Here is a 24025-nt window from a genome sequence, read left to right as displayed (position 1 = left end):
GCGTCTTGCACTGCTCAAGGGCTTAGCTATGACACGATGTCGGCTTTTTTGGGCTTGGCGTCAGGGGCCCGCTGTAACAGCGTCAACCTCTCTGACTACACCTGAGTAAACACGTCCAGAGCGTGCAGACAAGAGGTTTGTCCCAATTTTTGTACCTTTTTTATATCAATCGGCGCATTTCGGCCTCAGAATGTTCCGTCATGAAGGCATTCTGGCGAAAACGACGCGGTCGCGACCGTCCAGATCGGGAATGATCCGTACGTCTGTCAATCCTGTTGCGTCAAACAAAGATGCGACGCTCTGCCCTTGCTCGGGTCCGATTTCGACAAGTAACCGACCATGGGGCAATAGAAAATCCGGGGCGGCGGCAGCAATCCTGCGGTAGGCCCCCAAGCCGTCACCTTCGTCTGTCAATGCCATCCGCGGCTCATGGTCCCGCACTTCAGGTGCCAGGGTGTCCATTTCCGGAAGGGAAATATAGGGCGGGTTTGAAACAATCAGGTCGAATTTAGCTTCAATGTCTCCAAACCAATCGGATTGCTTAATTTCGATCCGGTTCTGAACATCGTGTTGCACGGCATTTGCACTGGCCTGTAGGCAGGCCGCCTTACTCAGATCCACACCAATACCCGATGCACTGGTGCGTTCGGACAGCAATGTGATCAGGATGCACCCCGATCCAACCCCCAGATCGAGGACATAGTCAAAGGGTTCGCTCAGCGCGGCCTCGATCAGAACCTCTGTTTCCGGGCGTGGATCCAGCACGTCCCGGCTAACTTTGAACCGACGGCCGTAAAACTCACGTTCCCCCAACAGATGAGAAACGGGCACACGAATGACCCGAAGCGAGATCAGTTGCTCGTATCGCTCAGCAATATCCGGTAAAAGCTCTTCGGGTGTAATCAGTGTCACGCGACTTGCTTCGATCCGGGCGGCGTGGGCGAGTAGAACCCGCGCATCCCGCGCCGGATCAGCCACACCAGCCGCACGCAATCTTGCCGTAGCGGCCACCATTGCCTGAGCCGCTGTCTGGCCGCCGGTCATTGCGCCATCTCGGCCAGGAGACGCGCCTGATCATCCGCGGTCAATGCGTCGATTACCTCATCCAGATCGCCCTGCATCACCTGATCCAACTTGTACAGCGTCAGATTGATCCTGTGGTCCGTCATGCGGCCTTGCGGGAAATTATAGGTCCTGATCCGTTCCGACCGGTCGCCAGACCCGACCTGGTTCGCCCGATCTGCCGAGCGTTCGCTGTCAATCCGCTGACGCTCCTGATCATAGAGTCGAGTCTTCAGAACCTGCATCGCGATCTCGCGATTGCGGTGTTGAGATTTCTCGGAGCTGGTCACCACAAGCCCGGTGGGCAAGTGTGTAATCCGCACGGCCGAATCGGTGGTGTTCACGTGCTGCCCACCCGCACCCGAGCTGCGCATCGTGTCGATACGGATATCATTGGCGTCGATCTGAATATCGACATCCTCGGCCTCGGGCAGAACCGCCACCGTCGCCGCCGAGGTATGAATGCGCCCGCCACTTTCGGTCTCCGGCACCCGCTGCACCCGGTGAACGCCAGATTCGTATTTCAAACGGGCAAAGACGTTGTCGCCTTTGATATGGGCAACCACCTCTTTGATGCCGCCTAGATCCGACGCCTGCTCCTCGATAATCTCGAATTTCCAACCGCGCGCTTCGGAATACCGCTGATACATGCGCAGCAGGTCGCCCGCAAAAAGCGCGGCCTCATCACCACCGGTTCCAGGACGGATTTCCAGCATGGCCGGGCGCGCATCGGCTGCATCCCTAGGCAACAAGGCCAGTTGCAGGGCGTGTTCGGCACCGGGAATTTGGGCCTGCAGGTCGGGGATTTCCTCTTCGGCCAGCTCCCTCATATCGGGATCGGCCAGCATCGCCTCGGCCTCGGCAAGGTCAGTGACCAGCTGGCGCCATGCCATGATCTGATCGACCACGGGCTTGAGGTCCGAATATTCCTTGGCCAGCACAGCAATATCGCCGCCCAAAGCACCATCTGCCATGGCTGCTTCGAGGTATTGGAATCGCTGAGTTATCTGTTCAAGGCGTTCTTCGGGGATCATCCGGGCGGTGTCTCTTAATCCGGGGCTATGGTCAAGGGCTGTCCGTATGCTAAGCTGCCCCGCATGAGACGGTTGGTTCTGGTTCTATCGCTTTTTGCGACGCCCGTGATGGCCGATGTCGTCGGTCCCGGCGGCAAGGTACAGGACTGCTATTGCACTGACAAATCCGGGTCACGCGTTGAATTGGGTGAGATGATCTGCCTGCAGGTCGACGGTCGCATTTTCACTGCACAATGTCAGATGTCACTGAACGTTCCGATGTGGCGCGAGGTACAGGAAGGATGCCTGTCCTCAGGGCTGCATCCGCGCGAGCCAGCCATCAACGCGGTTTCGGTTTACCCCAAAATCTGAGCGACCAAAGCGCAACCTGCCATAGATGCGCAGTGTATCGCCGTTCTGCTGGGCGGTTGTGTAATCTGGAAAACCTATCACTTTGGTACGGGTGATATAGGTGACCATCCCGTCATCAATTGACCCGGCCAGAACCTTTGTACGCGGAGCGGACGCAGCGATTTCGTTCAACTGCGCCAACCCGTCCGGCCCCGTTTCAAGTACTCGCACGACGCCACCACGGAGGTCTCTGTTCGCGTCGCCGACGGGGGTATTGTGCCAGATGGCGGGATCAGATGGCGCAAGCCGTATATACGCCCCCACAAGGACAATCAGACCAGCAATCAGCCACAGCGCCATTTTCATCTTTTCCACTCTGTTAGATTGCGGAACCATATGCAGTTCCGCATAGCAAACAAGAGACTGCCGTGATCCCTACCGTGACGTCACTCCGGGCAATATGCACAGCAGTTCAAACAGCAGATTGGCAGCGGTCAGCGCCGTATTGCCAGAGGGATCATACGGCGGAGAAACCTCGACCAGATCACACCCAACCACATTTGTCCCGCCCAGGGCATGGATCAGTTGCAACGCTTGCGGTGTGGTTAACCCGGCGATCTCGGGCGTGCCGGTTCCGGGGGCGAAAGACGGGTCCAGACTGTCAATGTCATAGGAGATATAGACCGGATGATCCCCGATCTCTTTGCGTATCTGCGCGCCCATGACCGTCAGGTTCTGCTGCCAAAGCTCCCATGCGGGGTATTGGCGAAAGCCCCACCCTTTGGCCTCGGTAAAGTCCGATGCCGCATAGCCAGAGCCTCGGATGCCGATCTGAAAGGTTTTGTCCGGCACGATCAGCCCTTCTTCATAGGCGCGCCGGAAAACGGTGCCGTGGGTTTCCTTTTCCCCAAACATCTCATCATTCACATCCGCATGAGCATCCACATGCACCAGCGCCACAGGCCCGTGTTTCGCGGCTATGGCCCGCAGGATCGGCAAGGTGATCGAGTGATCGCCCCCCATCGCCACAGGTGTCACACCCTGCGCCAGAATCGCGTCATAGCTTTCCTTGATGATCCTTAGGCTGTCGGACAGCGAAAAGGTGTTGATCGCCAGATCGCCGATGTCGGCGATTTGCAGGCTGTCGAAGGGGGCCGCAAAGGTGGCCATATTGTAAGGCCGCAGCATCGCACTTTCGCTGCGGATCTGTTTCGGTCCGAACCGTGTCCCCGACCGCCAAGAGGTGCCAATGTCCATCGGGATGCCTATTACGGCCACATCCAATCCGGCCAACGTATCCGCCTGCGGCAGGCGCATAAACGTGTTTGGGCCGGAAAAACGCGCCAGATCGTTACCGCTGATTGGTTGGTTGAATTGTGTCATGCCGTTATGTCTTCCGTCCTGCCCTGCTGCTAACCTGATACCGGAAAGATGGCTAACCAAAGGTTAAGGCTTCAGCTTGTTCCATCCCAGCAGGCAAATGATTTGGGTCGCCACATGTGCGCCTGCAATCGCTGTCGCACCTGAGGTGTCATAGGGCGGTGAAACCTCGACCACGTCCCCGCCTTTGATGTTAATCCCAGCAATGTCGCGCAGGATGATCTGGGCCTGAATCGAACTCAGTCCACCCCAGACCGGCGTTCCCGTGCCAGGCGCAAAGGCCGGGTCCAGACCGTCGATATCGAAGCTCAGGTAAACCGGGTTGTCACCAAGAATGCCTTTGGTCTTTTGCGCCACGGCGGCGGGACCGGACTCGTACACCTCCCGAGCGTCAATGATGTTGACCCCCAAAGTATCTTCGTTCGTCGTACGAATACCCACCTGAACGGAACGCTTAGGGTCCACTATCCCTGATTTGACCGCCTTGTAGAACATGGTCCCATGATCCACGCGGGACATGTCGTCGTCAGCCCATGTATCCGTATGCGCATCAAATTGCAGCAAGGACATTGGCCCGTATTTCTCGGCATAGGCCTTCAGGATCGGAAAGCTGATATAGTGGTCCCCACCAAGCGTCACCGAGGCCACGTCAGCGTTGAGAATTGTGCGAATGTGGTCCGTCAATGTGTCCGGAAAGGCAGGTATATTGGCGTAGTCATAAGCCATGTCCCCATAATCCACGATTGCCAATTCGCTTAGCGCATCAAACGGCCAGCCATAAGGCTCATCCGGGGATTGCAACGTGCTGGCCTCGCGGATGGCGCGTGGCCCAAGACGCGTACCGGGGCGGTTCGTCACCGCCTGATCAAATGGCACGCCGGTTACGGCGATATCGATCCCGGTCAGATCCTTGGTATACAAGCGGCGCAAAAATGACATCGCCCCCCCGAAAGTATTCTCGTACGAGACGCCTTTCAGTTCAGGATTGGTAAACGCCTCATCGACGAAATTCTTTGAATCTTCCAGTGCCATGTCTTTCTCCTGTCAGCCCAAAGGCTGGGCCTTTTCGACGATCCGCGCAAAGAAAGACGCCCCAACCGGCGCGATGTCGTCGTTGAAGTTGTATTTCGGATGATGCAATCCGGCCCCCTCGCCTTGCCCCAGAAACAGGTAAGCGCCGGGGCGCGACTGCAGCATGTATGAAAAATCCTCGGCCCCCATCATCGCGTCGACATTGGTCATCACGCGATCTGCACCGGCAACATCACGCGCGATTTCTGCGGCAAAACCAGTCTTGTCGGCGTCATTGATTGTTGCAGGATAGTTGACCTCATAGTCCAGCCGCGCTTCGACACCATAGGATTGGGCTTGTCCTTGTACGATCTGTTCCATCCGCTCCATCACCATTTTCTGCACAGTCGGATCAAAAGTGCGCACAGTGCCGTTGATAAAGGCGGTATCGGGGATCACGTTGTTCACGGTGCCGGTATGGATTTGCGTGACCGAGATCACCAGACTGTCCAAAGCATAGTTGTTACGACTGACGATGGTCTGAATCGCCTGGGCGATACCGCAGGCCGCCATCACCGGATCCCGGGTTTCATGCGGCATGGCACCATGGCCACCAAGGCCCTGAATGTGAACTTCGAACGTATCAACAGCAGCCATGATCGGCCCGGGGGTTGTCTGAAAGGATCCTTCGGGAATTCCAGGCGCATTGTGCAATGCATAGATTTGGGAAATGTCGAACCGGTCCATGATCCCCTCTTCGACCATGACGCCCGCGCCACCACCCTCTTCTTCGGCCGGTTGAAAGATCAGCGCCACGCGTCCACGGAAATTTCGGGTTTCCGCCAAATAGCGCGCCGCGCCCAACAACATCGTGGTGTGCCCGTCATGACCGCAGGCATGCATGTTTCCGGGCTTGGTTGATTGGTACGCGACCCCTGTTTCCTCGGGGATAGGCAAAGCGTCCATATCAGCGCGCAGACCTATCGTCGGCCCCTCACCCTGGCCATTGATGATCGCAACGATCCCAGTAGTGGCGATCCCTTGGTGCACCTCATCCACATCGAACTCACGGAGTCGATCAGCGACAAAGGCCGCGGTTTCGTGGCATTCGAATGCAAGCTCGGGGATCGTATGCAGATGCTGGCGCCATGCGGCCATATCGGCAGAGAAATCGGCAATTCGGTTGACGACGGGCATCTGGGGTGGACTCCTGATCGTGACTGCGGAATGGATGCATCTGACACCGGAACGAAAGGGTTCGCAATGGCCGAAAATCCTCTGATCCTTGACAGCGATGCTGGCATCGAACGCTTGTTAGAGATCATGCGCCGACTGCGCGACCCTCAAACTGGCTGCCCATGGGATATTGAGCAGGATTTCGGCACGGTCGCTCCTTATACGATCGAAGAGGCTTATGAGGTCGCTGATGCCATCGAACGTGAGGCTTATGATGAGCTGAAGGGCGAACTTGGGGATCTGCTGTTCCAGTCTGTCTTTCATGCACAAATGGCCGAAGAAGCCGGGCATTTCACCTTTCAGGACGTGGTGCGCACCATGTCGGACAAGATGGTCGCCCGGCACCCGCATGTCTTTGGCGACGAATCCCGCGACAAATCGGCAGAGCAGCAAACACTGGACTGGGAAGCCATCAAAGCAGCCGAACGTGCTGGTAAAGAACAACAAGGCGCGTTGGACGGTGTCGCCGCCAACCTACCCGCCCTGCTGCGTGCTCTCAAATTGCAGAAACGTGCCGCCCGTGTTGGATTCGACTGGCCCGATGCCAGCCATGTGCTGGCCAAGATTACCGAAGAGGCTGCCGAGCTCGAAGAGGCACGCGACCGCATGGATGCGGATGCGTTAGAGGATGAGTTCGGCGATCTGCTATTCGTTATGGTCAATCTGGGCCGCCATCTTGGGGTCGAGCCCGAGACCGCCCTGCGTCGGACCAACGCCAAGTTCACCCGCCGGTTCGAACAGGTCGAGTCGCGCCTGGCTGCACGGGGGAAAACCCCAACGGAAAGCACGCTGGAAGAGATGGACGCGCTTTGGGACGAGGTGAAGATCGAGGAACATCGGGCCAATGGCAAACTCCCGCCGGCAAAGGCCGAGGCCGGAACGTAAAACCGCTAGACAAGCTCTCGGACACTTGCGAGTGTCCCACCTTCACGACCTCCGGAGACGATCATGCCCGCTCGCAAAATTATTATAGACACCGATCCGGGACAGGACGATGCCGTCGCCATTCTGCTGGCGCTTGCCAGCCCCGACGAAATTGAGGTTTTGGGCATTACCGCAGTCGCTGGCAACGTACCCTTAGAGCTGACAGCCAAAAACGCGCGTATTGTCTGTGAACTGGCTGGCCATACCCAGACCCCCGTCTATGCCGGATGCGACCGCCCGTTAGAGCGCCCCCTGATCACAGCAGAGCATGTGCATGGCAAAACTGGCTTGGATGGGCCGGTTCTACCGGATCCGCAGATGCAGCTGTCCGAAGGGCATGCCGTCGATTTCATCATCGACACGTTGCGCGCGCATGAACCAGGCTCCGTTACGCTCTGCCCCCTTGGGCCATTGACCAACATCGCCACAGCGTTCCGCAAAGCGCCTGACATCGTGGACCGGGTTCAAGAGATCGTTTTGATGGGAGGGGCATATTTCGAAGTTGGAAACATCACCCCAACCGCCGAATTTAACATTTACGTCGATCCAGAAGCTGCAGATATTGTGTTCAAATCTGGACGCCCCATTGTGGTGATGTCGCTTGATGTCACGCATAAAGCTCTGGTGACCAAGACGCGCAACGATGCCTTCCGTAGAATTGGAAACAAGGCCGGTGTCGCGGTGGCCGAGATGACCGATTTCTTTGAACGGTTCGACAAGAACAAATACGGCTCGGAAGGTGCTCCGTTACACGACCCTTGCGTGACAGCCTATCTTATCAAGCCCGAACTGTTTACCGGGCGGCTGGTGAATGTCGAGGTCGAGACCCAATCAGAGCTGACCCTGGGCATGACTGTTGCCGATTGGTGGGGTGTTACCGACAGAAAACCCAACGCCCTGTTCATCGGAGAAATTGACGCTGGCGGGTTCTTTGATCTGCTCACGGATCGGCTGGCCCGACTATGAGCGCCGCACTTCGCCTTGCCCGCCCCGAGGATCTGGAACGTCTGGTTGGTCTGGTCGCCGCCTTTCACGCCGAAGAAGGCATTACCCAGGATGCCGATCAGACGCGCAATGCGCTTGCCCCTCTTCTAGAGGGAATACCTTTTGGGTGCATCTACCTGATTGGCCCCGGTCGCGCACCCTTGGGCTATGTCATCCTGACCTTTGGGTGGTCGGTTGAATTCGGCGGCATGGATGGATTCGTGGATGAGATCTATATTCGTCCCGCCGTGCGAGGGCGTGGAATTGCCTCTGAAGTCTTGCTGGATTTGCCCAAGGCGTTGGCAAACGCGGGGCTCACAGCTTTGCATCTTGAAGTCGATCGTACAAACGAGACTGCGCAGAAACTGTATCTACGTACAGGTTTCAAGCCTCGTGACCGCTATATGCTGATGAGCAAAACCCTTTGATCCATTTCTGTGTGGCTGAACAACAAGACCACCCGCGAAAGATTGACAGACCCTACCGGGCCTCACCGCGACGGATGTAAACCGGAGCTTCAAGGTTTGCCACCGGATCGTCAGGGGACACTGCCGTACCGGTGATCGGATATGTTCCAGGCTCTGAGCAAGCAACCAGAAATACAGTGCTGAGTGCAGACGCTACCAGAAGAAGTTTCGAACCATTCATAGTGTTCCCCTTATCTGTTATTTCAATATGATACGAATGCGCACTACAGAACAAAAAGGAAAAAGTTCACACATAAGGATCGCTAGCGCAGGCCCCCTATATAAGTCATTAATATATCTAGATAATACTATTCATAACCTCCCAAGTTTCTTCTGACCCAATCATGCTAAAGTGCCGGTTTGAGATTTAGACATGGGCAAAACCTACAATCCAACACAAAAAACCCGGCCCATTTCCACAGGCCAGGCAATCAAAATTCAGGCTTACAGTTTTCAGCGCTTGAGGATTGAGGCCCCTGCGTATTCGGCAATCTCACCCAGAGATTCTTCGATACGGATCAGTTGATTATACTTGGCTAACCGATCTGACCGCGCCAATGATCCGGTTTTGATCTGACCGCAATTCGTGGCCACTGCCAGATCGGCAATCGTGGCATCTTCGGTCTCGCCCGAGCGGTGCGACATCACATTGGTATAGCGTGCGCGATGGGCCATATCGACGGCGCGCAGCGTCTCGGTCAGCGATCCGATCTGGTTCACCTTGACCAGCATCGAGTTGGCGCAGCCGCGTTCAATCCCTTCCGCCAGTCGCGTGGGGTTGGTGACGAACAGATCGTCGCCCACCAGTTGCACCTTGTCGCCGATGGCGTCGGTCAGGGCCTTCCAGCCGTCCCAGTCATCCTCAGACATACCGTCTTCGATTGAGATGATCGGATAGTCGTTGACCAGAGCGGCCAGATAGTCGGCATTTTCTTCCGAGGTCAGGCTCTTGCCCTCACCGGACAGGACGTATTTGCCGTCTTTGTAATACTCGGTCGCGGCGCAGTCCAAAGCCAGATGGATTTCCTCACCCGGCTTGTAGCCCGCCTTTTCGATGGATTTCAGAATGAAATCCAGTGCCTCGCGCGTGCTGGCGATGTTTGGGGCAAAGCCGCCCTCGTCGCCGACACCTGTGGCCAGACCTGCCGACGACAGCTCTTTCTTCAGAGTGTGGAACACCTCGGACCCCATGCGCACCGCGTCGCGGATATTCGCGGCCGAGGTCGGCATGATCATAAATTCCTGAATGTCGATCGGGTTGTCAGCATGTTCGCCACCGTTGATGATGTTCATCATCGGCACGGGCAGGATACGGGCCGAGGTGCCGCCGACATAGCGGAACAGCGGCTGCGTGGTGAAATCCGCTGCCGCCTTGGCCGTTGCCAGCGAAACGCCCAGGATGGCGTTTGCGCCGAGACGGCCTTTGTTCTCGGTGCCGTCCAGTTCGATCATAGTCTGGTCGATCGCCACCTGCTCGGTCGCGTCGAACCCAACCAGTTCTTCGGCGATCTCACCATTTACGGCGGCAACCGCTTCGAGCACGCCCTTGCCCATATAGCGCGATTTGTCGCCATCACGCTTTTCGACCGCCTCATAGGCGCCGGTCGAGGCACCCGACGGGACGGCGGCACGGCCCATGGTGCCGTCTTCCAGGATCACGTCCACTTCGACGGTCGGGTTGCCCCGGCTGTCCAGAATTTCGCGTGCATGGATGTCGATGATGGTGCTCATGAGGCCCGTCCCTGTGGCTGCAATCAGTTGCCAGCCTCATATCAGTATAGGGCAAAAAGTAAACCACTCATGTTATCGCTAACACAGATCTGAGAGCCTGTTTGCGCAAACCTGCGACGATCCGTCAGGCCGCGACAGCCAGCGACCGCGCCAGACGCCGTTCGCGCAGGAATGTATAGAGCCCCGACCCCAGGATCAGCGAGGCACCGGCAACCGTCATCATATCCGGGCGTTCCCCGAACATCAGCATTCCGGCCGCGATAGAAAACACCAGCCGGGTGTATCGGAACGGGGTCAGGGCCGAAGCATCGCCAATCCGCATTGCACTGACAATCCCGTAATACCCCAGAACACCAAATCCAATCGCGCCCAGGAACGGCCCGAATTGCGCCTGGTTCAGTGCAACGACCGGCTGGCCGGCCATCGAGATCAGCACAAAACCGGCAATGGTAACCGCCCCATAGGCCTGCATCGCAACTACTGCCGAGGCCACACGCACATCCAGCCTGCGTGTGATCAGATCGCGGGCGGCAATAGCCACAACGCTGGCCACGACGAAAAGGGTTTCCGGCTGGAACCCGTCCAACCCCGGTCGGATGATCAAGAGAACACCGATGAAACCAACGCCGATTGCGCTCCATCGCCGCCATCCAACCTGCTCGCCCAGGAACAACGCCGCCCCCATTGTAACGACCAAAGGCATTGCCTGAAACACCGCGGCAACCGTTGACAAATCGACCAGAGACAGCGCGGTCACAAAAGCCACGGCCCCGAACCCCTCGCAGAGCGCACGTATCAGGGGCAAAGTCTGCCACGCGGCAGCATCAAAGATGCGTTTGCGGGTGAACACCGCCATACCAACAAAGACCAGACCACAGGAAAGGCCCAAAAGAACCATGATCTGTCCTGTTGGCACTGTGACCGACAGGTGTTTGATGAACATATCTTCAAGTGCAAAGGCCGCCATTGCGCCGACGACCAGCAAAATGCCGTTCACGTTGTTCATAGTTTTGTCCGTAGAATATTGCGGCGCGTTCAGCCGGTCATATCCAAGCAAAAGCCGATGCCGGGCGGTCAGGCAAGCAATATCCGCCTGGGAATCATGAATTCCCGTGCGCAGGCCGTTCGTTTTTTGTGATGGATCAGTCGTGGTCTAGCGGAACGCCATACAGTTCCAGCCGGTGCCCTTTCAGCTTGTAGCCCAGCTTAGCTGCAATCTTTTCCTGTAGCGCTTCGATCTCAGGGTCTACAAATTCGATGACTTCACCTGACTGCATGTCGATCAAGTGATCATGATGGTCCCGTTCGGCATCCTCGTACCGCGCGCGACCATCACCGAATTCCAGACGCTCTAGAATCCCGGCCTCTTCGAACAGTTTGACGGTCCGATAGACGGTGGCGATGGAAATACCAGAATCAACCTGCGAGGCGCGCGAATAGAGCTCTTCGACATCGGGATGATCATCGCTTTGTTGCAGCACCTGTGCAATCGTGCGGCGCTGTCCTGTCATACGCAGGCCTTTGGCTTCGCAACGGGCGATGATCGTGTCGGACATAGGGACCCTCGGCATATATTCGGTTCTCTGTATTAAACCGTATGCGTGATCGGCGCTACAGGGGATTTACCGGCTAAGCTACAAGGCGTAGATCGGCCCAGATTGGCAAGTGATCCGAGGCGATATGCGCGGGTCGCACCGAATGCACGCCATGCAAAACAGCCTCAAGCCCCGCGCCGAGCGCGATCCGATCCAGCGCGCCCAGCGGCTGTGCCGCTGGAAAGCTGGGGAATGGTGGAAGAAAGTGCATATCCGGGGCCAGGTGATCCAGAACCGGCTGTCGGGACCATTCATTGAAATCCCCCGCCCAGACAGTTGGCAAATCCTCTAGATTCGCATCGCACCGTCTGAGGTGGGTGATTTGCTGACGGCGTGAGGCGGGCAAGAGCCCCAGATGCATGCCCATCACCCGAAGCGGACCGATTGGTGTGTCAAACTCGACCCTGACAGCCCCACGCGGTTCCAGCCCCGGTAATTCGTGATGCCCGGTCTGCCGGACACGGATCGCATCACCCCGCCAGATCACTGCATTCCCATGCCACCCCAAGCTGCCAGCCCCACCCAAATCAACGATCTGCCATCCCGCTTCGTCCAGCATGAAATGCGGCAGGGCCGCAGGGCGCGGAGGCAATCGTTTGTCGGCCTCTTGCAAGACGACAATATCGGCCTGCAGGCTTTCGATGACCTGAAGAATCCTCTGGGGCTGTCGACGTAGATCCAGTCCGACACATTTCTGAATATTATAGCTGGCGATGCGCAGGATTGCGGTCTGAGACATGGGTTCCTGAAAGTCCGTTTGAGATCGCAGGATTGCGCTGCTCATCGTTGATTGCAAGCCGGCTTCACCAAAGCAAGCGCATGGCGAAACACCGACGTAGCTGACTGCGAAAACAGGTGTGAGGAACTCATGTACCGCAGAAGGTCGCCTGAACAACCTCATCCTGTGCCGGTGGCCGTGTCAGATCCAAAGCGCCGGGTTGATCCTCATAGGGCCGGGACAGCACATTGTTCAGCCGGTGGAATGGGTCAAAATCCCCCTGCACCGCCGCCTGGATCATCTGTTCGACCCGGTGGTTGCGCGGGATAAAGGCCGGATTGGCCTTGTTAATCACCTCAGCAGGTTTTTTTTCACGAGACAGCCGCGACCGCCAACCGTCTGCCCATTGATCAAAGGCCTGCGGATCGGTGAATTGATCCCGCGCCTGATCGCCGCCCAGCGCCCGGAAGGTATTGGTGAAATCCGCCTGGTTCTGCGCCATGCAATTCAGCAAGTCCGAGATCATCTCAAGATCGCCGTCTTCCTGCGTCACAAGACCGATCTTGGCCCGGAACTTTGTAAGCCAGTGCTGCTGTATCAGGTCGGGCATCGCATGGACGATCTCGGTAGCCTCAGCAACGGCGGCCTCTTTATCCTCGAACTGCTGGATCAGCGCGGTCGCCAGTTGCGCCGCATTCCAGACGGCGATTTCGGGCTGGTTGGAGTAGGCATAGCGACCCATGCGGTCGATCGAGCTGTAGACGGTATTGGGATGATAGTTATCCATGAAGGCGCAAGGGCCGTAATCAATGGTTTCGCCTGAGATCGAGCAGTTGTCAGTATTCATCACCCCATGGATGAATCCCACACCCATCCATGCGGCAATCAACTGCGATTGTGCGTCGACAACAGCGCGCAAAAGACCCATCGGGCCGTCGGCCTGCGGGTAATGGCGCTGGATGGCATAATCTGTCAGTCGACGCAGACTGTCCAACTGTCCACGCGCGGCAAAGACCTGAAAGCTGCCTACACGCAGGTGGCTTTGCGCGACACGGGTCAGGATCGCACCGGGCATCGGGCCTTCGCGAAAAATGGCCTCGCCGGTTTCGACCGCCGCCAGCGCCCGCGTGGTTGGTATGCCCAGCGTGTGCATCGCCTCAGAGACCACATATTCGCGCAACACCGGCCCCAGCCATGCGCGCCCGTCGCCCTGACGGGAAAACGGTGTGGGGCCTGATCCTTTCAACTGTATATCCCGGCGGACGCCATCCGTCCCAACCGTCTCACCCAGCAAAACCGCGCGCCCGTCCCCAAGCTGGGGGTTATAATTTCCGAACTGATGCCCTGAATAGAGCTGTGCAATCGGTTCTGCCCCCTCTGGCAGGACGTTGCCGGAAAAGGCCTCGGCCATTTCATGCACCTCGCCGGGCGTGATTCTCAGAATCTGCGCAAGATCGGAGTTGAAAGCAATCAAGCGAGGCGCACGGACCGGCACCGGCGCTTGCCGCGCATAAAAGCTGTTTGGCAAACGGGCGTAACTGTTGTCGAAGGGGATCATCAGGGTCATTGCCCAAACATATTCCTGATCGGGACGAATACCATAGCGGATCGTTCAAACCCGTGCATAATCTCTCAGAAACACCCGAGGCCCCATGACCGCACAAGAGATCATCCAACACCTGAACCTGCAACGCCACCCCGAGGGCGGCTGGTTCCGCGAAACCTGGCGCGCCAAGAACCAGAGCCGTGCGACCGGAACCTGCATCTATTTCCTGCTGCCCGAGGGCGAGGCCAGCCATTGGCACCGCGTCGATGCGACCGAGATCTGGCTGTATCACGCAGGGGCACCCTTGGTGCTGTCGCTCAGCGCAACCGAAACTGGCCCGGCGACCGACCACATGCTGACCCCGGACCTGTCGCAAGGCGCACCACAACTGATCGTGCCCAAGGATCACTGGCAGGCCGCGCGCAGCAGCGGGGCCTATACGCTGGTCTCTTGCACCGTGTCCCCGGGGTTTGAATTCGACGGGTTCGAACTCGCCGCCCCAGGGTTCGACATCCCCCGAGGCTGACCGATGGATCACCGCGCCCTCATCGCATCACTCCCGGCCGAGGCCAAAGACCGGCTGCAGATGCGGTCTGACGCGGCGGGTCTGAGGCACTTGGTTCTGTATCTATTGGTGCTGAGCGCAACGAGTACAGGCATCGCCGTGCAAATCCCGCTCTGGCCGCTGCTGATCCTGCCGCAAGGCGTGCTGCTGGTGTTTCTGTTCACCCTCAGCCATGAATGCACCCACAAAACGCCGTTTCGGACTGGCTGGATGAATGATGCGGTTGGGCATCTTGTCTCAATCCCAATCGCCCTGCCCTTTACCTGGTTTCGATACTTTCACCTCGCGCATCACAAATGGACCAACCACCCGGACAAAGACCCCGAACTGGGGGGCAAACCGCGGCCCGACAGCTGGCCGAGCCTGCTGATCTATCTGAGTGGTTGGCCCTATTGGTCTGGAATGGCGCGCGTTGTGATCAGTAACGCAATGGGCCGGATCGAGGCGCCCTATTTGCCGCATCGCCAACATAAGGCCATGCGGATTGAGGCCCGTGTCCTGCTGGCCATTTACGCGCTTGCAGGGGCAAGCCTGCTGGTGTCACCTCTGGTGGTCAGCTTATGGCTGTTGCCGGTCTTGGTGGCACAGCCCGTTCTTCGGCTGTACCTGCTTGCGGAACACGGTCTCTGCCCGCCGGTGGCGAATATGCTTGAAAACTCGCGCACTACGTTCACCAACCGATTGGTCCGATTTCTGGCCTGGAACATGCCCTATCACGCCGAACACCACGCCTTTCCAAACGTGCCGTTTCACCAGCTGCCAACGCTGCATGACTGGACCAAAGCACATTTGAAATCGACCTCTGACGGGTATTCAGATTTTACGTCAGACTACGTTCGCTCGATGGAACGCTGACCATCCCGCCCCCGACCAGTGCCTTAACCCCTGTAGTGCCGGGACAAGAGGTCGGCAGCCCGCGCACGACACGGACAGCAAGATAGGCAAAGGCCTGTGCTTCCAGCATATCCCCATCCAGACCAACCGCTTCGACCGGCTCCACCGGACAATCCAGCGAAACGCGCAGCATCTCCATCAGGACCGGGTTATGCCGTCCCCCTCCTGTCACCAACACACGCGACGGCGGTTCCGGGCAATGCTCGATCCCTTGCGCAACTCCGGCGGCGCACATGCCGGTAAGCGTGGCAACTGCATCAGCATCTGATAATTCCTGAACCAGGCGGATCATCTCGGCAAAGTCGTTCCGGTCCAGCGATTTCGGCGGCATCCTGTTAAAGAAAGGCTCTGCCAGAAACAGTTCAAGTGCTCCGGCCTCGACCCTACCGCCGCGCGCAACCGCGCCGTCGCGATCCATGGGCAGACCCAGACGTTCCTGCATCAGATCATCAACCGGTGCGTTGGCCGGACCGGTGTCAAAAGCCAAGAGCGCACCTGGTATTTCAGGGCCATCAAACCTGGGATCTACATAGGTCAGGTTCCCGACCCCACCCAGGTTCAGAAAACAAAGCGGTTGGTTGGCCTCAATCCACTTGGCACAGGCAAAGTGGAAAAAGGGCGCAAGCGGAGCGCCCTCGCCCCCCATCGCCACATCATCGCTGCGGAAATCCCAAACGACGGGGACACCCAAGGCCTGCGTCAGGCCATCGCCGTCACCCACCTGCAACGTGCCGCGCCCGCTTGGTTCATGCGCTAGGGTCTGACCATGAAGCCCGATCAGATCAATCTTGTCGAAGTCCGCCAGTATTTCGGCATGGGCAAGCGTAACCAATTCCGCCGCGGCATCCACCTCGGGGCCATGCCACTGTCCCAATGCAGCACGAAGCGTTTTCCGCTCCGCATCTGAATAGGCGCGGTATCCGGTGGGCCCAAAGCCAAGAATTCTGTAACCGTCCGTTTTGATCACCGCCGCGTCCACGCCATCCAGCGAGGTCCCCGACATTGCACCCAATGCAGTCAATACGCCTGATTTGCTAATTGCCCGACCCACGCCAGCCCTCTTTCGCCAGTTCGCGCCCGTTCTGTCGTCGCGTTGTCCACAACCTGCACGTTAACGCAAACCCAAGGCAAGCCAGATCACATAAGCCGCGTGTTTTTCTTGGACAAGGTGCCTTTTCCTTGTCAGCCCCACCGCCTATACACTGCCCCGCAACATTAACCCAAAGGGCACGATATGACCTACCACCCCAAATCGGATTTCATCGCCACGATGATCGAGCGCGGCTTTCTGGCTGACTGCACCGATTATCAGGGCCTTGACGAGGCGCTGATCAGCGGGTGTCAGTCGGCGTATATCGGGTTTGATGCAACGGCAAAGTCCCTACATGTGGGCAGCCTGATCCAGATCATGATGCTTCGCTGGTTCCAGAAAACAGGTCATAAGCCGATCACCCTGATGGGCGGCGGCACCACGAAGGTGGGCGATCCGTCCTTCCGGTCAGATGAGCGCCCCCTGCTGGGCCCGGACCAGATCAACGCCAATATCGCAGGCATCAGAAAGGTGTTTGCCGCCTATATCGACTATGATAGCGACGCAGAAAACGCAGCACTGATGCTGAACAACGAAGAGTGGCTGGACGACCTAAATTACCTCGACTTCCTGCGCGACATCGGCCGGCATTTCTCGGTCAACCGGATGTTGGCCTTTGAATCGGTGAAATCCCGGCTGGACCGCGAGCAATCGCTGTCCTTCCTCGAATTCAATTACATGATCCTGCAGGCCTATGACTTCCTTGAACTGAACCGTCGCTATGGCTGTGTCCTACAGCTTGGCGGTAGCGATCAGTGGGGCAATATCGTCAACGGTATCGACCTGACCCGTCGCGTGTTGGATAACGAGATCTATGGCCTGACCTCACCCCTGCTGACCACCAGCGATGGCAAGAAGATGGGCAAATCGCAAGACGGTGCGGTCTGGCTGAATGCCGAGATGCGCTCACCCTATGAGTTCTGGCAGTTTTGGCGCAACACCACCGACGCGGATGTTGGGCGGTTCCTTAAGCTGTACACCGAACTGCCTGTGGATGAGTGTGACCGCCTTGGCGCATTGCAGGGGTCCGAGATCAACGAGGCCAAGATCCGCCTGGCAAACGAGGTCACCTCCTTGCTGCACGGGGCCGAGGCTGCGGCAAACGCCGAGGCCACCGCTCGCGAAGTGTTCGAAAAAGGTGGCGTCGGGAACGATCTGCCGACCCTAACGGTCGGCGAAGCAGACTTGCCGATATCCATCGTGCAACTGATCGTACAGTCTGGCCTGGCGAAATCTGGCAAAGAGGCCAAGCGCCTGATTGCAGAAAACGGCGCCAAACTGGACGACGCTTCTTTAACAGACGCGGGATTGATGATCGACGCAGGCGCCTTGTCCTCGCCAATCAAACTAAGCGCCGGCAAGAAACGGCACGCGCTGGTTCAGTTGGGTTAACTAAGACCTCTGAAAGAAAAACGGCCACCTAATTGGGTGGCCGTTTCTGTTTTGCATGAGCAAATCCGTCACTTGCAGGCTTATCGCTTGCCCCCTTTGCCTCCGCCGTTTCCATGGCCGCCGCCGCCATTACCGTGACCTCCGCCGTGGCCGTTGTTACCTCCACCGTTTCCGGTGCCGGGGCCAGAGCCGCCATTATTGCCCCCGCCATTGCCGGGGTTCCCAGCGTTTCCATTGCCATTTCCGGGGCCGTTACCGCCTTTACCCGGACCATTGCCCCCTTTGCCGGGACCATTGCCATTTCCAGGTTTGCCGGGGCCATCGCCACCTCCATTGCCGGGGTCATCACCTGGGTTGTCGTCACCGGGATCATCCCCACCACCGTTACCCGGATCATCACCCGGGTTATCGCCACCCGGATCATCGCCACCGCCGTTGCCGGGACCGTTACCGCCCGACCCCCCGGACCCTGTTCCACCGCCGCCAACCGGCGTGACCGGACGGCTTGGGTCCGAACTGCGGTCTTCGCCCGCATTTGCCGCGCTTACGATTGATGCTGTCGGAAAGTCGGTCAACAAGGCGGCCAACCCCGGGCATTGCGCGGATGTGTTTCGCAATGTGGTTTCGAAATCCGCACGTTTCTGCAAGCGCTCCAGAAAGCTGGGGGTTACCTGCGTGCACTCACACATGGTCGCATAATCGCCGCTGTTTGCAGCATTCCGCGCCGTTTTCCAGTTGCAGACCTCTGGTGCAGCGGCCGCACTTCCAGCCGCCATAATCCCCAGAAACGGAGCGGCAACCAAAGCGGAAAGCCCTGATTTGGTTCCAATTCGCATAGTTTGTCCTCCTCAAATGCGCCACCCAGACGCTCGATTGCGTTCAGTGTCGATTTGAGATTTCAACATTAAGAACGCCTGAAGCTGACCTGAGAAAGCCTTGAGGAAGGGCCGCCTGCCCGACGCCCCCCTATGGACACTGTCCCTTGGCTGATATTAAATGAACGTATGTTCATATCTTTTGGAAGGAGATCCAGATGCACCTATCGACCACCGCAGCCATTGTCACCGGAGGCGCCTCGGGGCTGGGTGAGGCAACGGCCCGCTTTTTTGCAGAAAACAATGCACAGGTAACCATTCTGGACCGGGATGTGGACCGAGGCAGCCAGGTCGCAACAGAAATTGGCGGGCATTTCGCCCAGACGGATGTAACCGATGAAACATCCGTGGCCGCGGCCATCGCCCATGCCCGTGAGAAGATGGGAGCGATCAACGCGGCAGTGAATTGCGCCGGGATCGCGGTTGGCATGAAAACCGTAGGCAGGGATGGCCCGCACCCGCTTGATGCATTTCAGCGCACGATAGACATCAACCTTGTGGGTACATTCAACGTTTCACGCCTTGCAGCCGCGGAAATGGCAAAGAACGACCCAGAACCGGATGGCGCGCGTGGGGTTATCATCAACACGGCTTCAATTGCCGCCTTTGATGGGCAAAAGGGTCAGGCTGCCTATGCCGCTTCGAAAGGCGGTGTGGTGGGTATGACACTGCCCATGGCACGGGATCTAGCCGCGTCCGGTATCCGCGTGATGACCATCGCACCCGGAATCTTTATGACTCCGATGCTGGCCGGGCTGCCCGAAGAGGTGCAGCAACAACTGGCCTCTGACGTTCCCAACCCTGTGCGCCTTGGCGACCCCCGCGAATACGGGCGACTGGCCGGGTTCATCGTCGAAATGGGTTACCTGAACGGCGAGGTCATCCGTATCGACGGCGCGCTGCGAATGCGCTGAGCGTGGCTGATCACCTACCGATGAAAACAGCTCGCTCAAATGAACTGTGGTCGGATAGCCGGCCACAGCCCGAAAGCTGATCTAGGCGCCCTCGGCCTTTTCCTCGAGGATCAGCCACTCTTCCTCGGCTGCGGCCAGCTTTTCCTGCCGCTCGACCAAAGCCTCGGTCGCTTTCTGAAACTTAACAAGTTCACGGCTGAAAAGCTCGGGATCGGACATCAGCTCTTCAAGCTTTCCGATTTCCGCCTCAAGCCGCTCAATCTCGGCAGGCAATTTCTCAAGACGGTGTTTCTCTGAAAATGATAGCCCCAGTTTCGGCTGCGCCTCTTGCTTTACCTTTGGCTTGGAAGCTTTTGTTTTTACTTCTTTCTTATCAGCCACCTCGCCGCGCTGAGCGAGGTAGTCCGACCACCCCCCGGCATAGACGGTTGCACGGCCGTTACCCTCCATCGCGATGGTCGTTGCGGCCACACGGTCCAAGAAATCCCGGTCGTGACTGACCAGCAAAACGGTGCCGTCATAATCGTCCAGCAGTTCCTGCAACAGATCCAGTGTTTCCACATCCAGATCGTTGGTCGGTTCGTCCAATACCAGCAGGTTCGACTGTTTGGCCATCAGCTTTGCCAGCAGCAAACGAGCTTTTTCCCCACCGGACAGTGACTTAACGGCTGCTCTGGCCTGCCCCTCGTCAAACAGAAACTCCTTGAGGTAGCCGACCACATGCTTGGGTTGGCCGCCGACCATCACCTGATCCGCCTTGCCGGAAACACGCATCTCGGGGTCACCGGTCAGGCTGTCCCAAAGGCTCATTTCGGGGTCCAGCTGCGCGCGGGTCTGGTCGAAAACCGCAATCTCAAGATTGGTGCCCAGCGTGACCGACCCCTCATCCGGGTTCTCTTGTCCTAACAGCATTTTCAGCAATGTTGTCTTGCCGACGCCGTTTGGGCCAACAAAGGCCACGCGGTCGCCCCGCTGTACCAACAGGTCAAAGTTGCGCACGATCTGATGATCACCAAAAGACTTGGATAGGCCTTTGGCTTCAAACACTTTTCGCCCTGATTTTGGTCCAGACTCAAGGGTCATCGCGGCCGAACCCTGACGTTTTATCTGTGCGGCTTTTTCAGATCGAAGGTCCTGCAAGGCGCGGACCCGACCCTGGTTGCGCTTGCGACGGGCGCTGATGCCCTCGACGGCCCATCGCGCCTCGGACTTGATCAGACGGTTCAGCTTATGACGTTGCTGGTCCTCTTCCTCCCAGATCTTGTCGCGCCAAGCCTCGAATGCCGTAAATCCCTGCTCCTGCCGTCGGACCGCCCCACGATCGATCCATAGCGTCGCGCGGGTCAAGGCGCGCAGAAAGGCACGGTCGTGTGAGATCAGCACATAGGCCGTCCGTGTCGATCCCAGCTCACGCTCGAGCCAGGCGATGGCTTCGATGTCAAGATGGTTGGTCGGCTCGTCCAGCAGCATCAAATCCGGGGCTTCGCCCATCAGCTTGGCCAGCGCGGCACGGCGGCGTTCACCGCCCGAGGCCGTCTCAACAGCGCGCGCCGGGTCGAATTTCAGCCCTTCGCCTGCGCGTTCGACTTTGTAAAGCTCACCCGGCTCTAACCCGCTGGAGGCATAGTCGCCGAGCGTAGCAAACCCTTCCATTCCGGGGTCTTGCTCCATGTAACCGACTGACTTACCCGGGGGAATTACAATCTCGCCCTTGTCCGCTTCCACCAAACCGGCCATCACCTTCATCAAAGTTGACTTGCCGGATCCGTTCCGCCCAACCAGAGCGACGCGGTCGCCTGGTTGAACCACCAGATCAAGGTCTGAAAAAACCGGATCGCCCCCGAAAGTCAGGGAAATGCCGGACATCTGCAATAAAGGGATTCTTGCCATGCCCGCCAGCTAACCCCGCAGCGTCGAGCCGTCAACGGCGATTACCCGGCAACGGCCCGCAGCAAACGTTTACGTGCGGGCGGAATGGCGCAGATTTCGAGGCCGGTAAAGACATGCAAAGTGTTCATGTGACGGTCAACGACTGCGTGGTCACTGACCCAGCCGCCCATCATCAAGTAAGTACGCAGCAAAGGGGGCATGCGCATCATGGCTTTTTTGGCATCCGGGCGCCGACGCAATCTCGCGGCGAACCGGAAAACATCTGGGGCCTTGACCCGTGGCAACCAGCGTTTCGGGGCCAGATGGCGATGTTTCAACATCGCAAAAGCATCAAGATATTCCGCCGTTTCTGTACCCGCAAACGAAGAGCAGCCAAACAGCATCTCAACATTATTCTGATCGACAAATGCAGTCATCGCCCCCCAGGCAACACGCAGAATGTCTGGGTCGTTTCGACCAGGATGCACGCAAAAGCGCCCCATCTCGACCATACGCCCCTTAAACCCTTCAAGTGCCGAGAGGTCATAGAACTGGGCGGAATAGCTTTGGCCAATCTCGGCCCCGCGCTCCATCATCAACAAGCGAAAGCAGCACACGAGTTTACCGTTGGCACGCATATCCTCGACCAGAATATGCGTACAACGGCTGTCGAACTCATCCTGATCCACCTGATCAGTCCCGAAAGCCAGTGTTCGAAGACACTGTGCCGCCGCAACATCCTGCGGTGTTTGCGCCTGACGCGCACGGTACCGGCCCTTGCCGAGCAATAGTGCCATGGTCGCATCCTCCTGGGTTGCTGACCTGTTTCGTCTTGCAGGGTCAATAACACAGGATTTGTGACCGCCCTGTGAAGTTGACAAGACGTGACTATGAATTAGTTGGTCGCGCCAGGAATGTTTGCCGGGTTGAAGTTGCCGATATTGCCAAGCAGCTGCCGCAAGAACCCACGGTTCTGAACTGAGGATTCGGTAATACGACGATCCAGCGTCACAACGTTTCCATCCTCAAGGCCAAAGCGTTCAATATTGCGCACGACACCTCGGTCATCGAAGCTGATCGCCACAAGCTCGCGCGAGACGATTTTCGGTCGTTTCGGACCATAATGACGAACGCGTGATGTCACATAATAAAAGCCGGAATCGCGAACGACGCCTGAAGTACTGGGCGCGCCAACGGATTCGAGTACGCTTTCACGTGTATCTACACCCACCTGAATTTCGGCCAGGTCCTCGGCTGTGGGGACATATCCGTGTTTCTTGAAGACCGGAGCACACGCACCAGCAGCGGTCAGACAGGCCGCAAATACGAGCGTTCTGGACGCTGGTTTCAACCTGCTCATAACTTTCAACATTCACACCCTCTTGCCTTGGGACCGTGCGGCCCCTATCCGATTACATCAAACCGCCACCCCGGTTCAACACACGAAAGGGCCACGTATGAGCAACCAGACATCTTTAAGGGTCGCCGACCTGCCTCAGAACGCACCGACGCCCTTTGAAATTCGCCCTGACGCACAGGAGTTGGATGTCTTAAAGAACGAGTTGAGCCTGCTTGGGCTACGTAAGCTGAGTTTTGTCGGCGAGGTGCGTGCGCATGGAAAGCGTGATTGGGCGCTTTCAGGAAAACTGGGGGCAACCGTGATTCAACCCTGTGTCGTGACGCTGACACCGGTTACCACGCGGATCGACATTCCGGTGACCCGGATGTTTCTGTCAGATTGGACAAACCCTGACGAGGAAGAGTTCGAAATCCCGGAAGGTGACGAATCTGAGCCGCTAGGGACCGAAATCGTTCTGACCGAGGTCATGTCCGAAGCGCTGGCACTTGCCCTGCCCCAGTATCCCCGGAAAGAAGGTGCCGAATTGGAACAGGCGGGCTTTACCGAACCCGGCAAACAGGCAATAACGGATGAAGATGTCAAACCCTTTGCGGGCTTGGCCGGGCTGCGCGATGCACTGAAAAAAGACGAGTGACACGGGCCTGAAATCCTGTCATAGCAGGCGCTCAGAAAAATCGCTTGAACATGCTGAGAATCGCAGTATTTTCGCGCGCTCATCGGAATTTGGGTTGGACATCGCGGGGCCCGTCCCCTAAACGCGCGTCAAACCACGAGAAAAACGAAGAATGAAACCTGGCCCGCAGCGAATCTGCCGGCCCTTAGTAGACAAAGGTTGAGACCATGGCTGTCCAACAGAACAAAGTTTCCAAGTCGCGTCGCAACAACCGCCGCGCGCACGACGCTCTGGTTGCTGCAAACCCGAACGAATGCGCCAACTGTGGTGAGCTGAAGCGCCCGCACCACGTCTGCGCGTCCTGCGGCCACTATGATGACCGCGAAGTCGTCGCTCAGGCCGACGAAATCGACCTGGACGAAGACGCGGCCTAAG

Annotated in this window: 27 protein-coding genes; 10 read left to right on the top strand and 17 right to left on the bottom strand. The window is 57.7% G+C overall.

What is annotated here, in order from left to right; translation table 11 throughout:
• Positions 1-198: 198 nt before the first annotated feature.
• Both prmC and prfA read right to left on the bottom strand, forming a co-directional pair.
• Entirely contained in the window at positions 199-1044 is an 846-nt protein-coding gene (prmC, locus tag AC2FJV_RS05290; protein ID WP_496688316.1) for a peptide chain release factor N(5)-glutamine methyltransferase, read from the bottom strand.
• A complete protein-coding gene (gene prfA, locus AC2FJV_RS05285; protein WP_281971980.1) occupies positions 1041-2096 on the bottom strand; it encodes a peptide chain release factor 1 in 1056 nt (351 codons plus the stop codon). The genes prmC and prfA overlap by 4 nt, the downstream gene beginning before the upstream one ends.
• A gap of 63 nt (positions 2097-2159) precedes the next feature.
• Here prfA and AC2FJV_RS05280 point away from each other — a divergent pair, with 63 nt between their 5' ends.
• Entirely contained in the window at positions 2160-2447 is a 288-nt protein-coding gene (locus AC2FJV_RS05280; protein ID WP_142633397.1) for a hypothetical protein, read from the top strand.
• Here the strand turns inward: AC2FJV_RS05280 and AC2FJV_RS05275 are convergent.
• The 4 genes from AC2FJV_RS05275 to AC2FJV_RS05260 form a co-directional block, all read right to left on the bottom strand.
• Positions 2388-2792, bottom strand: a complete 405-nt coding sequence (locus AC2FJV_RS05275; RefSeq protein WP_496712993.1) for a DUF1499 domain-containing protein — start codon at positions 2790-2792, stop codon at positions 2388-2390. The genes AC2FJV_RS05280 and AC2FJV_RS05275 overlap by 60 nt on opposite strands.
• Before the next feature lie 69 nt (positions 2793-2861).
• On the bottom strand, positions 2862-3809 hold the full coding sequence (gene speB, locus AC2FJV_RS05270) for an agmatinase (RefSeq protein ID WP_496712918.1): 948 nt from the start codon (positions 3807-3809) through the stop codon (positions 2862-2864).
• A 63-nt stretch (positions 3810-3872) separates the two neighbouring features.
• On the bottom strand, positions 3873-4838 hold the full coding sequence (speB, locus tag AC2FJV_RS05265) for an agmatinase (RefSeq protein WP_496712917.1): 966 nt from the start codon (positions 4836-4838) through the stop codon (positions 3873-3875).
• Positions 4839-4850: 12 nt separating this feature from the next.
• Positions 4851-6014, bottom strand: coding sequence for a M20 aminoacylase family protein (locus AC2FJV_RS05260; RefSeq protein ID WP_142633389.1), 1164 nt, complete (start codon positions 6012-6014; stop codon positions 4851-4853).
• A gap of 66 nt (positions 6015-6080) precedes the next feature.
• On the opposite strand from AC2FJV_RS05260, the gene mazG reads away from it, so the two are divergent.
• From mazG to AC2FJV_RS05245, 3 genes are all read left to right on the top strand, one after another.
• Positions 6081-6938 carry a nucleoside triphosphate pyrophosphohydrolase gene (mazG, locus tag AC2FJV_RS05255; protein WP_281994995.1) on the top strand — a complete coding sequence of 286 codons (858 nt, stop codon included), beginning with the start codon at positions 6081-6083 and terminating at the stop codon, positions 6936-6938.
• Positions 6939-7001: 63 nt separating this feature from the next.
• Entirely contained in the window at positions 7002-7943 is a 942-nt protein-coding gene (locus AC2FJV_RS05250) for a nucleoside hydrolase (protein ID WP_496712915.1), read from the top strand.
• Positions 7940-8389: a GNAT family N-acetyltransferase gene (locus tag AC2FJV_RS05245; protein WP_496691118.1), complete on the top strand. Its 450-nt coding sequence runs from the start codon at positions 7940-7942 to the stop codon at positions 8387-8389. Before AC2FJV_RS05250 ends, AC2FJV_RS05245 begins: the two co-directional genes overlap by 4 nt.
• A gap of 52 nt (positions 8390-8441) precedes the next feature.
• Here the strand turns inward: AC2FJV_RS05245 and AC2FJV_RS05240 are convergent, their stop codons facing one another.
• The 6 genes from AC2FJV_RS05240 to AC2FJV_RS05215 all read right to left on the bottom strand — a co-directional run bounded on the left by AC2FJV_RS05240 (position 8442) and on the right by AC2FJV_RS05215 (position 14039).
• Positions 8442-8609: a hypothetical protein gene (locus AC2FJV_RS05240; protein ID WP_185956604.1), complete on the bottom strand. Its 168-nt coding sequence runs from the start codon at positions 8607-8609 to the stop codon at positions 8442-8444.
• A 272-nt stretch (positions 8610-8881) separates the two neighbouring features.
• Positions 8882-10159, bottom strand: a complete 1278-nt coding sequence (gene eno / locus AC2FJV_RS05235; RefSeq protein WP_496688322.1) for a phosphopyruvate hydratase — start codon at positions 10157-10159, stop codon at positions 8882-8884.
• Between the two features lie 124 nt (positions 10160-10283).
• On the bottom strand, positions 10284-11165 hold the full coding sequence (locus tag AC2FJV_RS05230; RefSeq protein WP_496688324.1) for a DMT family transporter: 882 nt from the start codon (positions 11163-11165) through the stop codon (positions 10284-10286).
• Positions 11166-11301: 136 nt separating this feature from the next.
• Positions 11302-11715, bottom strand: a complete 414-nt coding sequence (locus tag AC2FJV_RS05225; protein WP_142633379.1) for a Fur family transcriptional regulator — start codon at positions 11713-11715, stop codon at positions 11302-11304.
• A 73-nt stretch (positions 11716-11788) separates the two neighbouring features.
• Positions 11789-12493 carry an endonuclease/exonuclease/phosphatase family protein gene (locus AC2FJV_RS05220; RefSeq protein WP_142635102.1) on the bottom strand — a complete coding sequence of 235 codons (705 nt, stop codon included), beginning with the start codon at positions 12491-12493 and terminating at the stop codon, positions 11789-11791.
• A 127-nt stretch (positions 12494-12620) separates the two neighbouring features.
• Positions 12621-14039, bottom strand: a complete 1419-nt coding sequence (locus tag AC2FJV_RS05215) for a protein adenylyltransferase SelO (protein WP_496712913.1) — start codon at positions 14037-14039, stop codon at positions 12621-12623.
• Positions 14040-14124: 85 nt separating this feature from the next.
• On the opposite strand from AC2FJV_RS05215, the gene AC2FJV_RS05210 reads away from it, so the two are divergent.
• Both AC2FJV_RS05210 and AC2FJV_RS05205 read left to right on the top strand, forming a co-directional pair.
• Positions 14125-14544, top strand: coding sequence for a cupin domain-containing protein (locus AC2FJV_RS05210; protein WP_496712911.1), 420 nt, complete (start codon positions 14125-14127; stop codon positions 14542-14544).
• Between the two features lie 3 nt (positions 14545-14547).
• Positions 14548-15438, top strand: a complete 891-nt coding sequence (locus AC2FJV_RS05205; RefSeq protein WP_496712909.1) for a fatty acid desaturase — start codon at positions 14548-14550, stop codon at positions 15436-15438.
• Here the strand turns inward: AC2FJV_RS05205 and AC2FJV_RS05200 are convergent.
• Positions 15404-16528 (bottom strand): anhydro-N-acetylmuramic acid kinase, encoded by a 1125-nt coding sequence (locus AC2FJV_RS05200; RefSeq protein WP_496712907.1) that lies wholly within the window; start codon positions 16526-16528, stop codon positions 15404-15406. The two genes, AC2FJV_RS05205 and AC2FJV_RS05200, sit on opposite strands and share 35 nt — an antisense overlap.
• Positions 16529-16711: 183 nt before the next feature.
• Between AC2FJV_RS05200 and tyrS the strand changes: the two genes are divergently transcribed.
• Positions 16712-17959 carry a tyrosine--tRNA ligase gene (gene tyrS, locus AC2FJV_RS05195; RefSeq protein ID WP_496693431.1) on the top strand — a complete coding sequence of 416 codons (1248 nt, stop codon included), beginning with the start codon at positions 16712-16714 and terminating at the stop codon, positions 17957-17959.
• Positions 17960-18039: 80 nt separating this feature from the next.
• Here tyrS and AC2FJV_RS05190 read toward each other — a convergent pair whose 3' ends face one another.
• On the bottom strand, positions 18040-18795 hold the full coding sequence (locus tag AC2FJV_RS05190; RefSeq protein WP_496712905.1) for a hypothetical protein: 756 nt from the start codon (positions 18793-18795) through the stop codon (positions 18040-18042).
• A 197-nt stretch (positions 18796-18992) separates the two neighbouring features.
• On the opposite strand from AC2FJV_RS05190, the gene AC2FJV_RS05185 reads away from it, so the two are divergent.
• On the top strand, positions 18993-19748 hold the full coding sequence (locus AC2FJV_RS05185) for a 3-hydroxyacyl-CoA dehydrogenase (RefSeq protein WP_496712903.1): 756 nt from the start codon (positions 18993-18995) through the stop codon (positions 19746-19748).
• A gap of 81 nt (positions 19749-19829) precedes the next feature.
• Here the strand turns inward: AC2FJV_RS05185 and AC2FJV_RS05180 are convergent, their stop codons facing one another.
• The 3 genes from AC2FJV_RS05180 to AC2FJV_RS05170 all read right to left on the bottom strand — a co-directional run bounded on the left by AC2FJV_RS05180 (position 19830) and on the right by AC2FJV_RS05170 (position 22989).
• A complete protein-coding gene (locus tag AC2FJV_RS05180; RefSeq protein ID WP_496712901.1) occupies positions 19830-21638 on the bottom strand; it encodes an ABC-F family ATP-binding cassette domain-containing protein in 1809 nt (602 codons plus the stop codon).
• A gap of 41 nt (positions 21639-21679) precedes the next feature.
• On the bottom strand, positions 21680-22414 hold the full coding sequence (locus AC2FJV_RS05175; RefSeq protein ID WP_496688333.1) for a GNAT family N-acetyltransferase: 735 nt from the start codon (positions 22412-22414) through the stop codon (positions 21680-21682).
• A 98-nt stretch (positions 22415-22512) separates the two neighbouring features.
• Positions 22513-22989, bottom strand: a complete 477-nt coding sequence (locus tag AC2FJV_RS05170; RefSeq protein ID WP_142633360.1) for an outer membrane protein assembly factor BamE — start codon at positions 22987-22989, stop codon at positions 22513-22515.
• A gap of 85 nt (positions 22990-23074) precedes the next feature.
• Here AC2FJV_RS05170 and AC2FJV_RS05165 point away from each other — a divergent pair, with 85 nt between their 5' ends.
• Together AC2FJV_RS05165 and rpmF are read left to right on the top strand one after the other, a co-directional pair.
• Positions 23075-23611 carry a YceD family protein gene (locus AC2FJV_RS05165; protein ID WP_281994501.1) on the top strand — a complete coding sequence of 179 codons (537 nt, stop codon included), beginning with the start codon at positions 23075-23077 and terminating at the stop codon, positions 23609-23611.
• A 206-nt stretch (positions 23612-23817) separates the two neighbouring features.
• Positions 23818-24024: a 50S ribosomal protein L32 gene (gene rpmF / locus AC2FJV_RS05160; RefSeq protein ID WP_037316137.1), complete on the top strand. Its 207-nt coding sequence runs from the start codon at positions 23818-23820 to the stop codon at positions 24022-24024.
• Position 24025 lies beyond the last annotated feature (1 nt).

Source organism: Ruegeria sp. CDSA241 (genome assembly GCF_059611265.1).
Note: the sequence above shows the minus strand (reverse complement) of the source record. Positions and strands in the feature narration are given on the sequence as shown.

What these genes read in the sequence shown, in the direction of transcription:
- prmC (WP_496688316.1), bottom strand. Translation starts at nt 1,044, where the DNA reads ATGACCGGCGGCCAGACAGCGGCTCAGGCAATGGTGGCCGCTACGGCA.
- prfA (WP_281971980.1), bottom strand. Translation starts at nt 2,096, where the DNA reads ATGATCCCCGAAGAACGCCTTGAACAGATAACTCAGCGATTCCAATAC.
- AC2FJV_RS05280 (WP_142633397.1), top strand. Translation starts at nt 2,160, where the DNA reads ATGAGACGGTTGGTTCTGGTTCTATCGCTTTTTGCGACGCCCGTGATG.
- AC2FJV_RS05275 (WP_496712993.1), bottom strand. Translation starts at nt 2,792, where the DNA reads ATGAAAATGGCGCTGTGGCTGATTGCTGGTCTGATTGTCCTTGTGGGG.
- speB (WP_496712918.1), bottom strand. Translation starts at nt 3,809, where the DNA reads ATGACACAATTCAACCAACCAATCAGCGGTAACGATCTGGCGCGTTTT.
- speB (WP_496712917.1), bottom strand. Translation starts at nt 4,838, where the DNA reads ATGGCACTGGAAGATTCAAAGAATTTCGTCGATGAGGCGTTTACCAAT.
- AC2FJV_RS05260 (WP_142633389.1), bottom strand. Translation starts at nt 6,014, where the DNA reads ATGCCCGTCGTCAACCGAATTGCCGATTTCTCTGCCGATATGGCCGCA.
- mazG (WP_281994995.1), top strand. Translation starts at nt 6,081, where the DNA reads ATGGCCGAAAATCCTCTGATCCTTGACAGCGATGCTGGCATCGAACGC.
- AC2FJV_RS05250 (WP_496712915.1), top strand. Translation starts at nt 7,002, where the DNA reads ATGCCCGCTCGCAAAATTATTATAGACACCGATCCGGGACAGGACGAT.
- AC2FJV_RS05245 (WP_496691118.1), top strand. Translation starts at nt 7,940, where the DNA reads ATGAGCGCCGCACTTCGCCTTGCCCGCCCCGAGGATCTGGAACGTCTG.
- AC2FJV_RS05240 (WP_185956604.1), bottom strand. Translation starts at nt 8,609, where the DNA reads ATGAATGGTTCGAAACTTCTTCTGGTAGCGTCTGCACTCAGCACTGTA.
- eno (WP_496688322.1), bottom strand. Translation starts at nt 10,159, where the DNA reads ATGAGCACCATCATCGACATCCATGCACGCGAAATTCTGGACAGCCGG.
- AC2FJV_RS05230 (WP_496688324.1), bottom strand. Translation starts at nt 11,165, where the DNA reads ATGAACAACGTGAACGGCATTTTGCTGGTCGTCGGCGCAATGGCGGCC.
- AC2FJV_RS05225 (WP_142633379.1), bottom strand. Translation starts at nt 11,715, where the DNA reads ATGTCCGACACGATCATCGCCCGTTGCGAAGCCAAAGGCCTGCGTATG.
- AC2FJV_RS05220 (WP_142635102.1), bottom strand. Translation starts at nt 12,493, where the DNA reads ATGTCTCAGACCGCAATCCTGCGCATCGCCAGCTATAATATTCAGAAA.
- AC2FJV_RS05215 (WP_496712913.1), bottom strand. Translation starts at nt 14,039, where the DNA reads ATGACCCTGATGATCCCCTTCGACAACAGTTACGCCCGTTTGCCAAAC.
- AC2FJV_RS05210 (WP_496712911.1), top strand. Translation starts at nt 14,125, where the DNA reads ATGACCGCACAAGAGATCATCCAACACCTGAACCTGCAACGCCACCCC.
- AC2FJV_RS05205 (WP_496712909.1), top strand. Translation starts at nt 14,548, where the DNA reads ATGGATCACCGCGCCCTCATCGCATCACTCCCGGCCGAGGCCAAAGAC.
- tyrS (WP_496693431.1), top strand. Translation starts at nt 16,712, where the DNA reads ATGACCTACCACCCCAAATCGGATTTCATCGCCACGATGATCGAGCGC.
- AC2FJV_RS05190 (WP_496712905.1), bottom strand. Translation starts at nt 18,795, where the DNA reads ATGCGAATTGGAACCAAATCAGGGCTTTCCGCTTTGGTTGCCGCTCCG.
- AC2FJV_RS05185 (WP_496712903.1), top strand. Translation starts at nt 18,993, where the DNA reads ATGCACCTATCGACCACCGCAGCCATTGTCACCGGAGGCGCCTCGGGG.
- AC2FJV_RS05180 (WP_496712901.1), bottom strand. Translation starts at nt 21,638, where the DNA reads ATGGCAAGAATCCCTTTATTGCAGATGTCCGGCATTTCCCTGACTTTC.
- AC2FJV_RS05175 (WP_496688333.1), bottom strand. Translation starts at nt 22,414, where the DNA reads ATGGCACTATTGCTCGGCAAGGGCCGGTACCGTGCGCGTCAGGCGCAA.
- AC2FJV_RS05170 (WP_142633360.1), bottom strand. Translation starts at nt 22,989, where the DNA reads ATGTTGAAAGTTATGAGCAGGTTGAAACCAGCGTCCAGAACGCTCGTA.
- AC2FJV_RS05165 (WP_281994501.1), top strand. Translation starts at nt 23,075, where the DNA reads ATGAGCAACCAGACATCTTTAAGGGTCGCCGACCTGCCTCAGAACGCA.
- rpmF (WP_037316137.1), top strand. Translation starts at nt 23,818, where the DNA reads ATGGCTGTCCAACAGAACAAAGTTTCCAAGTCGCGTCGCAACAACCGC.